The sequence below is a fragment of the Streptomyces sp. NPDC056600 genome, from assembly GCF_042792855.1.
GTDB lineage: Bacteria > Actinomycetota > Actinomycetes > Streptomycetales > Streptomycetaceae > Streptomyces.
In genome coordinates, this window is sequence record NZ_JBHTVQ010000027.1 from 80,363 (window position 1) to 89,610 (window position 9,248).

At 74.2% G+C, this 9,248-nt stretch carries 10 protein-coding genes; 9 read left to right on the top strand and 1 reads right to left on the bottom strand.

The window, feature by feature from the left end:
* Positions 1-49: 49 nt before the first annotated feature.
* From ACFRAV_RS15940 to ACFRAV_RS15950, 3 genes are all read left to right on the top strand, one after another.
* A complete protein-coding gene (locus tag ACFRAV_RS15940; RefSeq protein WP_382555735.1) occupies positions 50-253 on the top strand; it encodes an MbtH family protein in 204 nt (67 codons plus the stop codon).
* Positions 254-400: 147 nt separating this feature from the next.
* Positions 401-928, top strand: a complete 528-nt coding sequence (locus ACFRAV_RS15945) for a GNAT family N-acetyltransferase (protein ID WP_382555737.1) — start codon at positions 401-403, stop codon at positions 926-928.
* Positions 925-1,716, top strand: a complete 792-nt coding sequence (locus tag ACFRAV_RS15950; RefSeq protein WP_382555739.1) for a thioesterase II family protein — start codon at positions 925-927, stop codon at positions 1,714-1,716. The genes ACFRAV_RS15945 and ACFRAV_RS15950 overlap by 4 nt, the downstream gene beginning before the upstream one ends.
* A 19-nt stretch (positions 1,717-1,735) precedes the next feature.
* Here the strand turns inward: ACFRAV_RS15950 and ACFRAV_RS15955 are convergent, their stop codons facing one another.
* Positions 1,736-2,266: a hypothetical protein gene (locus ACFRAV_RS15955; protein WP_382555740.1), complete on the bottom strand. Its 531-nt coding sequence runs from the start codon at positions 2,264-2,266 to the stop codon at positions 1,736-1,738.
* Between the two features lie 100 nt (positions 2,267-2,366).
* On the opposite strand from ACFRAV_RS15955, the gene ACFRAV_RS15960 reads away from it, so the two are divergent.
* The 6 genes from ACFRAV_RS15960 to ACFRAV_RS15985 all read left to right on the top strand — a co-directional run bounded on the left by ACFRAV_RS15960 (position 2,367) and on the right by ACFRAV_RS15985 (position 9,118).
* On the top strand, positions 2,367-3,062 hold the full coding sequence (locus ACFRAV_RS15960) for a response regulator transcription factor (RefSeq protein WP_382555741.1): 696 nt from the start codon (positions 2,367-2,369) through the stop codon (positions 3,060-3,062).
* Positions 3,059-4,381 carry a sensor histidine kinase gene (locus ACFRAV_RS15965; protein ID WP_382555742.1) on the top strand — a complete coding sequence of 441 codons (1,323 nt, stop codon included), beginning with the start codon at positions 3,059-3,061 and terminating at the stop codon, positions 4,379-4,381. Before ACFRAV_RS15960 ends, ACFRAV_RS15965 begins: the two co-directional genes overlap by 4 nt.
* An 85-nt stretch (positions 4,382-4,466) precedes the next feature.
* A complete protein-coding gene (locus tag ACFRAV_RS15970) occupies positions 4,467-5,114 on the top strand; it encodes a PepSY domain-containing protein (RefSeq protein ID WP_382555745.1) in 648 nt (215 codons plus the stop codon).
* A gap of 160 nt (positions 5,115-5,274) precedes the next feature.
* Positions 5,275-6,354, top strand: coding sequence for an LLM class flavin-dependent oxidoreductase (locus ACFRAV_RS15975; RefSeq protein WP_382555746.1), 1,080 nt, complete (start codon positions 5,275-5,277; stop codon positions 6,352-6,354).
* 86 nt (positions 6,355-6,440) lie between these two features.
* Positions 6,441-7,493, top strand: a complete 1,053-nt coding sequence (locus ACFRAV_RS15980) for a DUF3533 domain-containing protein (protein ID WP_382555748.1) — start codon at positions 6,441-6,443, stop codon at positions 7,491-7,493.
* Positions 7,494-7,705: 212 nt separating this feature from the next.
* Positions 7,706-9,118: an ABC transporter substrate-binding protein gene (locus ACFRAV_RS15985; protein WP_382555750.1), complete on the top strand. Its 1,413-nt coding sequence runs from the start codon at positions 7,706-7,708 to the stop codon at positions 9,116-9,118.
* The last annotated feature ends 130 nt before the right edge of the window (positions 9,119-9,248 follow it).

Below are 9,248 nucleotides of genomic sequence, written 5' to 3' on the forward strand. Positions count from 1 at the left end.
TCCGCGCCCGCACACCACACCACCCACGCTGACGACGGAAGGCACGGACATGGACGAGAACACCCGCTACCAGGTGCTGCGCAACGACGAGGACCAGTACTCCCTGTGGCCCGTCGACGTCGAGGTCCCGACCGGCTGGCAGCCGGTCGGCAAGGAGGGCACCGAGGCCGAGTGCAGCGCCTACGTCGACGAGGTCTGGACCGACATGCGTCCGCGCAGCCTGCGGGAGCGCATGGAGAACGCCGAGGCCTGACCCGGCGCCCGCACCCGGGGCGCGCGGGCACGACGCCCGCGCCCGCGCGCCCCGGGGCCGCCCGCCGCTGACGTGAACGCCCACGCGGACCCGCGTGCAGGACAGTGCACGATGCACGTGAAGGACGCACGTGAACCAGGAGACCCCATGAAGACGCCCGTCCTGTACACCGAACGACTGGAGTTCCTGCCCTACCGCCCGGCCGACGAGGAGGCCTTCGTCGCCCTCCTGCGCGACGAGTCCGTATGCCGCTGGATGGGGCAGGAGCGGGTGCCCGAGGCGGACATCCGCGCCCTCTTCCGGTCCATCCTCACCGAGGTCTACCCGCAACGCCTGTTCGACGTCTGGGGCCTGTGGCTCGACGGCACTTACGTCGGGCACGCCGAGGTGAAGCGGACCGGCAACGTCGACGGCCACGAACTCGTCACCGCCCTCGCCCCCGGCTACTGGGGCAAGGGCCTGGGCTCCGAGGCCGTCCGCGGCCTGGCCCGGCACGCGGCCGACAACCTCGGCGTGAGCGAGGTCTACGGCATGCTCGGCGCGGGCAACACCGCCAGCCTGGCCATGTGCCGCAAGCTCGGCTTCCGCCCGCTGCGCGAAGTGGTGGCCGAGGACGGCTCGGTGACCCTGCTGATCGTGCTCCCCGTCACTCCCTCCGGGGCGGAGCAGCGATGACCGTCGGCGGACACGGCGTCGGGCCGGCATGGACCGGCACCCGCAGCCGCTGGCTGCGCCACCACCGGGTCGGGGAGCCCCGGCTGCGGCTGGTGTGCCTCCCGCACGCGGGCGGCACCGCCACCGCGTACGCCGGCTGGCCGCCGCTGCTGCCCGCCGGCGTGGAGCTGCTGGCCGTCCAGTACCCCGGCCGGCAGGACCGCCTCGCCGAACCCTGCGAGACCTCCATGACCGCGCTGGCCGACGCGGTCACCGACGCCCTCACCGGCCGTCTCGACCTGCCCGTCGCCCTGTTCGGGCACAGCATGGGCAGCGCCGTCGCCTACGAGGTGGCGCTCCGGCTGCGGGACCGCGCCGACGCGGACGTCGTCGCGCTGCTGGTGTCGGGGCGGCGCGCACCGCACCGCCGCGGCCCCGCGCCGCTCCCGCTCGACGACGCCGGGCTGCTCGCGTCGGCCGCGCGCCTGGCCGGGCCGGAGGCCTGGGCCTACGACCACCCCGACCTGCGCGAACTGCTCATGCCGTCCCTGCGGGGCGACCACCGGCTGCTGGACGCCTACCGCCCGGACCCGCCGGCCGAACGTCTGCGCATCCCCGTCACCGCGTACGGCGGCGACTGCGACCCCGTCTGCCCGGCGGCGGACCTGGACACCTGGGCCGAGGTCACCGACGCCGGCCTGGAGACCGTCGTCCTGCCCGGCGGTCACTTCTTCCTCCGCGAGCAGGAGGCGGCACTCCTCGCCGAGCTCCGCACCCGCCTGGCTCCCCACCTGGAGGAGGTCCGCTGAGCCGGGCCCGTGCGACGGGTCAGTCGTCCGTCTTCCAGGAGGCGACGGGACGTCCGTCCGCGCAGCGCCACCGGATCTCGACGCGGCCCGCGGCGCCCTCGAAGCTCACCTCGGCGTGTTCGTCCGGTCCCGGCTCGGCCTTCTTGACACCGTAACCCTGAGCAGGCGCCCACGACTTCAACGTCACCAGCGCGCCGTGGCATTCGGCCACCACCGTCCCGCCGGGGGTGGTCGCCACCTTCCTCGCCGGCCCCGGGGACGCGGGGGGCGTGGCTCCGGACGGGGAGACCTCCGCCGACGCCCCGGAGGGTCCCGGCGAGCGGGACGGCGTCGGTGACCCGGACGGCCCGGGCGCCGGATCGGCGGCGGGCGACGGGAGGGCCGAGGCCGAGGCGAGCTGCCGCGCTGCCTCCCGCGGCGTGAGCACGTCCGTGCCGGTGGACGAGGTGATCCCGTCGCCGATGACCCGCACGGCGGCCAGGCCGGCGACGGTGGCGAGCGCCGCGGCGGCCAGCCGGCCGCCCGCGGCGAGAAGAGGACGGCGACGCATGCCCGCACTCTGGCACGCCCACCCCTAACGCCGGCCCCGCGGACTCCTAAGACAGGGTTAAGGACCTTGCGGGCGCGCCCCGTTGGGCTAGCGTGCCGGTGTGGCCCACCTGCTGCTCATCGAGGACGACCCCGCGATCCGGTCCCCGCTCGTCCGCGCCCTGCGGGAGCACGGTCACGCCGTCGCCTCCGCCCGCACCGCGATGAGCGGTGTCCAGGCGGTGTTGGACGAACGACCCGACCTCGTCGTCCTGGACCTCGGCCTGCCGGACCTGGACGGCATCGAACTGCTGCGCATGCTGCGCGCGGTCAGCGCCGTGCCGGTGATCATCGCGACGGCGCGGGACGACGAGAGCGAGATGGTCCGCGGACTGGACGCGGGCGCCGACGACTACGTGGTGAAGCCCTTCACCGCGGCCCAGCTGGAGGCGAGGGTGCGGGCCGTGCTGCGGCGGGGGCCCCACCGGCAGGCCGACGCCGCGGAAGCGGTCGTCGTCGGCGGACTGCGGATCGACCCGGGCGCCCGGGAGGTCACCCTGGACGACGCGGCCGTCGAACTCACCCCCCGGGAGTTCGACCTGCTGCTCCATCTGGCGGGCCGGGCCGGCCAGGTCGTCACCAAGAGGGAACTGCTCTCCGAGGTCTGGCAGGTGCCCTACGGCGGCGCGGACAAGACCGTGGACGTCCACCTGTCCTGGCTGCGCCGCAAGCTCGGGGAGACCGCGCAGCACCCGCGCTACCTGCACACCGTGCGGGGCGTCGGCGTCCGGCTCAGCCCGCCCGCGGTCCCGCGATGAGGCGGCGGCTCGCCCTGCTGGTCGCGGCGACCGTGTGTCTCACCCTCCTCGCCTTCCTGGTGCCCCTCGCACTGCTGTTGCGCACGGTCGCCGCGGACCGGGCCGTCGTCGCCGCCGGCGCGGACGCCCAGAGCCTGGTCCTGCCGGTCGGCACCGCCGACCCCGCGAACCTGCGGGACAGCGTCGCGCAGGTGGCGTCGACGTCACGCGGGACGGTCACCGTCTTCCTTCCCGACGGCTCGGTGGTGGGCACGCCCGCGCCCCGGACCACCGCCGTCCGGCTCGCCGCCCGCGCCGGAGCGAGCCGGAGCGTGGAGCGGCCGGAGGGCCGCGAGATCGTCGTCGTCGTGCTGGGCCGGCCGGACGGGCCCGCGGTGATCCGCGTGTTCGTACCCGCCGCGGAGCTGACCCGCGGGGTGACCCGGGCATGGCTGGCCCTCACCGCCCTCGGCCTGGCGCTGCTGCTGTTCGGGCTGCTCGTCGCCGACCGGCTCAGCCGCTCCCTGGTCGGTCCGATCGCGGAACTCGCCACCGTCTCGCACCGGCTGGCGAAGGCCGAACTGACCGCCCGGGCCCGTCCCGTCGGTCCACCCGAGGTGCGCGAGGTCGCCGGTGCGCTCAACCACCTGGCCGCCCGGATCCAGGAACTCCTGCGGGAGGAACGTGAACAGGTCGCCGACCTCTCCCACCGGCTGCGCACGCCGCTGACCGCGCTCCGGCTCGAGGCGGAGTCGATGGCCGACCCCGACGACGCGGCGCGCATCACCCGCAGCGTGGACGCCCTCGAGCGCGCCGTCACCGGGCTCATCCTCCAGGCCCGCCGGCGCAGCGACCCCGCCCGCGCCGGCGTCGAGACCTGCGACGCGCTCACCGTCGTGCGGGACCGGGTGGCGTTCTGGTCCGTGCTGGCCGAGGACACCGGCAGGGAACTCACCCTCGAGGTGACGGACCGGCCCCTGCCCGTCGCGGTCGGCGCCGACGAACTCGGCGCAGCGCTGGACGCGTTGCTGGGCAATGTCTTCGCCCACACTCCGGACGGCACGGCGTTCGCCGTCGCCCTGGCGCCCGGCCCCGGGGGCGGGGCCCTGCTGACCGTGGTCGACGAGGGGCCCGGTCTCTCGGCCGACCAGGTCCGGCGCGGCGCCAGCGGCGGCGGTTCGACCGGCCTCGGACTGGACATCGCCCGCCGCGCCGCCCGGGCCGGCGGCGGCGGACTCACGCTGTCCACCGGCCCGGGCGGCGGCGCGATGGTGACGCTCGAACTCGGCCCGCCCTCTCCTGGAGGGGGCGGGCGGCACGCCGTGACCGACCCGCCTTAACCGACCGTTAGCAGCGGCGCAGCGCGGCGCTATCCCCGCCCGGGACAACCTCGGAGCACGCAAGGCCACACCGAGGAGGTCCACCATGAAGCGCAACATCGTCGTCCTCGCCGCAGCCGGGGCGATCACCACGGTCGCGGTCGTCGGCACGGCACTCGCCGTCGACGGACCGGCCGGGGCTCCCGCCCGGTCCGTGTCGGCGGCCCCGGCCGGCACCGGGTCGCAGGCGCCGCCCACCACGCAGGGCGGGGAGCCGGGGTCCGCCGTACCCACGGACCCGGCCGCCACCGGAACGCCCGCGTGGGGGAGCACCGGCGTGACCCGGGAGCGCGCCGTCGCACTGGCCCGTGCGGACGTGGGCGGGGGACGCGTGCTCGAGGTTGAGCAGGAGGCGGAACACGGCCGCGCGGTGTGGAGCGTGCGGATCCTCCGGGACGGCATGCGGTACCGGGTCGACGTCGACCGCGCCACCGGCCTGATCACGAGGACCGAGGGACCCCGGGCGAGCGACGACGGCGGCGGACGGAAGGCGAGCGCCGACGATCACGGCCGTGACGACGACCGGGCCGACGACCACGGCGGTGACGACGACCGGACCGACGACGACGGCGGACGCCACGGCGGACGCGACGACGGCGACGATCACGACGTCGACGACGACCACGGGGGCGACCGAGGCGACCGGGGCGGGGACGGTCGGGGAGGCGACGACGACCGCGACGACGACCACTGAGGCGACGCCCCGGGGGCGCCGGTGATCCGTACGGTGGGCAGCGCCGCCGGCGCCTCCCGGGGCCGGCGTCACCCGCCGGTCCCGGGGAGGCCGCGCGGAACAACCGGGCCCCGCCGCGGGTTCGGTTCGGTGAGGTCACCCCACCGAACCGAGGAGCCCCATGCCCCCCGTCCCGGACACCGGCGCAGGTACCCGGCCGCTGCGCAAGCTCGGCTTCCTGACCATCGGATCGTTCGACGAGGCCGATCCGCGCGCCGGCCACGAGGAGACGCTCGGTCTGATCGAATTGGGCGAGCGGCTCGGCCTGGACAGCGCCTGGCTGCGCCACCGCCACCTGCAGCACGGCATCTCCTCGCCGGTGGCGGTGCTGGCCGCCGCCACCCAGCGCACCCGGCGCATCGAGCTCGGCACCGCCGTCACTCCGCTGGGCTGGGAGAACCCGCTGCGCCTGGCCGAGGACCTGGCCACCGTGGACGTCCTGTCCGGCGGCCGCCTCAACCCCGGCGTCAGCGTCGGCCCGCCGGTCCACTGGGAGGACGTCAGGGACTCCCTCTACCCCGACACCGGCGACGCCGAGGACTTCGGGTACGGCCGGGTGCGCCGTCTGCTCGACCTGATCGAGGGCCGGCCCGCGTCACGCTTCAGCGGGACGGAGGGCATCGAGGTCTACTCCGACCGGGTCCAGCCCCGTTCCCCCGGTCTGCGTGAGCGCCTGTGGTACGGCGGCGGCAGTCTGCGCTCCGCGCGGTGGGCGGGGGAGCAGGGCATGAACCTCCTGACCAGCAGCGTCGTCAAGGCCGAGGGACCGGACGTCGGCACCCCGGACGTCGAGGCGCCGGACGCCGAGGCCCCGGACTTCGACGCCGTGCAGCTGTCCCACATCCGTGCCTTCCGCGCCGCCCACCCGCTCGGTGCGGGGGCCCGCGTCTCGCAGGGACTGGTCGTCGTCCCCACGGACAGCGCCTCGCCCTCCCAGCGCGAGCGCTACCAGGAGTACGCCCGGGCGCGGCTCCCCCGTACCCGGTCCCCGCAGGGCCCGGCAAAACTGATGTTCGCGCCCGACCTGGTCGGACCCAGCGAGCAGCTCGCCGAACGGCTCCTCGCCCTGGCCGCGTACCGGGAGATCGACGAGGTGGCCTTCGCCCTGCCCTTCACCTTCGCCCGGGAGGACCACGAGCAGATCCTCACCGACCTCGCGACCCGCCTGGGCCCGCTGCTCGGGTGGCGTCCGGCCGGCTGAGCCGACGCACCCGGGCGGCCCCGTCCGTTCCCCCACCCGGCGCTCTGGGCCTGCGAGGTGACGGCCCGACGCTCAGGCTGGGGGGCATGAGCAGCAGTGGTGGAGCGCCCGGGCCCACGTTCGCCGAAGAGGTCAAGGACGCGGTGCGCCCGCGGTCGGCGCTGCTGGTCCTGGGCGTGCTGGCGCTCGGGGTGCTGTTCATCGCCTCGTACGCCGGCGCCTTCCACGAGCCCAAGCCCCGGGACATCGCCTTCGGCGTGGTCACCCCGCCGGGCGGCGGCGACCGCCTGGTGCGGCAGTTGGACGCGCTGCCCGGCTCCCCCCTGGACGCCCGGCCGCTCGCCTCGGCCGAGGAGGCGCGGCAGCAGATCGAGGACCGGAAGATCTACGGCGCCCTCGTCGCGGGCCCGGGCGCCGCCGACCGGCTGCTGGTGGCGAGCGGAGGCGGCGCCCCGGTGACGGACGCGCTGGAGGAGGTGGTCGGCCAGGCGGAGGCCCGCCAGGGACGCCAGGTGCGCACCGTGGACCTGGTCCCCGTCGAGCGGGGCGACGCGCGCGGACTGTCGTCGTTCTACCTGATCGTCGGCTGGTGCGTGGGCGGCTACCTGTGCGCCGCGATCCTCGCCGTGAGCTACGGCGCCCGGCCCGCCAACCTCCGCCGGGCGGTGATCCGGCTGCTGACGCTGGCGGTGTACTCGGTGCTGCTCGGGCTGCTGGGCGCGGTGGTGATCGGCCCCGTGCTGGGGGCGATGCCGGGCAGCACCGTGGGCCTGTGGTGGCTCGGCGCGCTGGTGGTGTTCGCCACCGGGGCGGTCACCTTCGCCTTCCAGGGGGCGCTGGGCGTCATCGGCATCGGGCTCACCGTCCTGGTGGTCGTCATCGCCGGAAACCCGAGCGCGGGCGGGGCCTACCCGTATCCGCTGCTGCCGCCGTTCTGGCGGGACATCGGGCCCGCCCTCATCCCCGGCGCCGGCACCTGGACCGCCCGGTCCATCGGGTACTTCGGCGGGCGCGCGATCACCGGTCCGCTGCTGGTCCTGGGCGCCTGGGCGCTCGCCGGCACCGTGCTGACCCTGCTCTTCTCGGTGCTGCGCCTCGGCCGCCGCATGGTGGAGGAGAGCGAGGCCCCGCAGCTCTGACGAGACACCGGCCGGGCCTGCGGGAACCGAGGGACGACCGTGATCGTGCGAGCGGAAGACAGCTAACCGACGGGCCGTTGTTCAATAATTACGAAGTGCGCGCGAGATCTTGCGTTCACTTGTCGGCGGTGGTTGAGTGTGCCGCGCCCCACAACGCATCCGCCGTCCGGTGGTGGGGTGACCTCGCCGTTCATGCCCGAAGGGGAGCACTCATGAGAAGTGCCCGGTTCCGCCCTGCCCGCCGCGCCAGCGCGATCGCTCTCGTCTCCGCCCTCAGCCTGAGCACGCTCGCCGCCTGCGGCACGAGCAGCAGCGACGACAGCACCGCCTCCCAGGGGGGCGGCTCGTCGGATCCCTCCGCTCCGCTCGACCCGAAGACGAAGGTGACGATCACCATCGACTGCATGCCGCCCGCGGCGAAGGCGGCGGAGCTCAAGGAGTGGAAGGAGGACGTGAAGGAGTTCAACAAGACCTACCCGAACGTCACCGTCGAGGGCCGCTCCACGCCGGGCCAGTGCCTGGAACCGCCGCGCTTCACCGCCATGCTCAAGGCGAAGTCCCAGCCGGACGTCTTCTACACCTACTTCACCGACCTGCCCCAGGTGCTGGACAACGACGGCGCCGAGGACATCACCGCCTACGTCAACGACAGGTCCGTCCCCGCGCTCAAGGACATCGACCCCGACGTCCTCGGCTCGCTGCAGCACGACGGCAAGCTGTACGGACTGCCCACCAGCAACTACCGGATGGGCCTGCTGATCAACCGCAAGCTCTTCGAGAAGGCCGGCCTCGACCCCGACAACCCCCCGGCCACCTGGGAGGACGTCCGCGCCGCGGCCAAGTCGATCGCCGGGCTCGGCAAGGGCATATCCGGCTTCGGCGAGTACAGCGCGGGCAACACCGGCGGCTGGCACTTCACCGCGCAGATGTACAGCGTGGGCGGCGACGTCGTCGACCCGAGCGGCAAGAAGGCCGCCTTCAACAACGAACTCGGCAAGCAGGTCGCCGAGAACCTGCACGCGATGCGCTGGCAGGACGACAGCATGGGCAGGACCCAGCTGCTGAAGTGGGGCGACCTGCAGAAGCAGATCGCCACCGACAAGCTCGGCATGTTCCTCGCCGCGCCCGACGACATCGCGTACATGGTGCAGCAACTCGGCGCGAAGTACGAGAACTTCGGCATGGGCCCGATCCCCGGCGGCAAGAACACGTTGGCCGGCGGCAACAACTACATGATCAAGAAGGGCATCTCGTCCGACAAGGTCAAGGCCGCCGTCGCCTGGCTCAACTTCAAGAACCTCACCGTCGGCAAGGGCCAGTTCGACTGGGCGCGCACCAAGGCCGACGGCCTGCCCGTCGGCATCCCGCAGCCCAACTTCTGGCTGAACGAGTCCAAGACCGAGGACGACGCCGCCCGCACCGAGCACGCCACCATGCCGGTCGAGAACTTCAAGGCCTACATGGACAAGCCCGTCGCGGGCAAGGCCGAGCCGCCGAAGGCGCAGGAGATCTACAAGGTTCTCGACAACGTGATGTCCGGCATCCTCACCAACAAGGACGCCGACGTCGACAAGCTCCTCGCCACCGCGGAGTCCCAGGTCAACCAGATCCTGGCCCACCAGTGACACGGCGGGCGGGGCGGACCGGGACGGGGCCCCCCCCCCCGCCCCCCCGCCCCCCCAACCCCCAGAAGGTCCCCCCCCGACCCAAACGCCCGGCCCCCTAGGGGACCCCCCAACCAGCCCCAGGCACCGC

Bases quoted from the DNA above. Each gene is read 5' to 3' on its own strand.
- ACFRAV_RS15970 (WP_382555745.1), top strand. From the start codon at position 4,467: ATGAAGCGCAACATCGTCGTCCTCGCCGCAGCCGGGGCGATCACCACG.
- ACFRAV_RS15980 (WP_382555748.1), top strand. From the start codon at position 6,441: ATGAGCAGCAGTGGTGGAGCGCCCGGGCCCACGTTCGCCGAAGAGGTC.
- ACFRAV_RS15965 (WP_382555742.1), top strand. From the start codon at position 3,059: ATGAGGCGGCGGCTCGCCCTGCTGGTCGCGGCGACCGTGTGTCTCACC.
- ACFRAV_RS15985 (WP_382555750.1), top strand. From the start codon at position 7,706: ATGAGAAGTGCCCGGTTCCGCCCTGCCCGCCGCGCCAGCGCGATCGCT.
- ACFRAV_RS15950 (WP_382555739.1), top strand. From the start codon at position 925: ATGACCGTCGGCGGACACGGCGTCGGGCCGGCATGGACCGGCACCCGC.
- ACFRAV_RS15955 (WP_382555740.1), bottom strand. From the start codon at position 2,266: ATGCGTCGCCGTCCTCTTCTCGCCGCGGGCGGCCGGCTGGCCGCCGCG.
- ACFRAV_RS15945 (WP_382555737.1), top strand. From the start codon at position 401: ATGAAGACGCCCGTCCTGTACACCGAACGACTGGAGTTCCTGCCCTAC.
- ACFRAV_RS15940 (WP_382555735.1), top strand. From the start codon at position 50: ATGGACGAGAACACCCGCTACCAGGTGCTGCGCAACGACGAGGACCAG.
- ACFRAV_RS15975 (WP_382555746.1), top strand. From the start codon at position 5,275: ATGCCCCCCGTCCCGGACACCGGCGCAGGTACCCGGCCGCTGCGCAAG.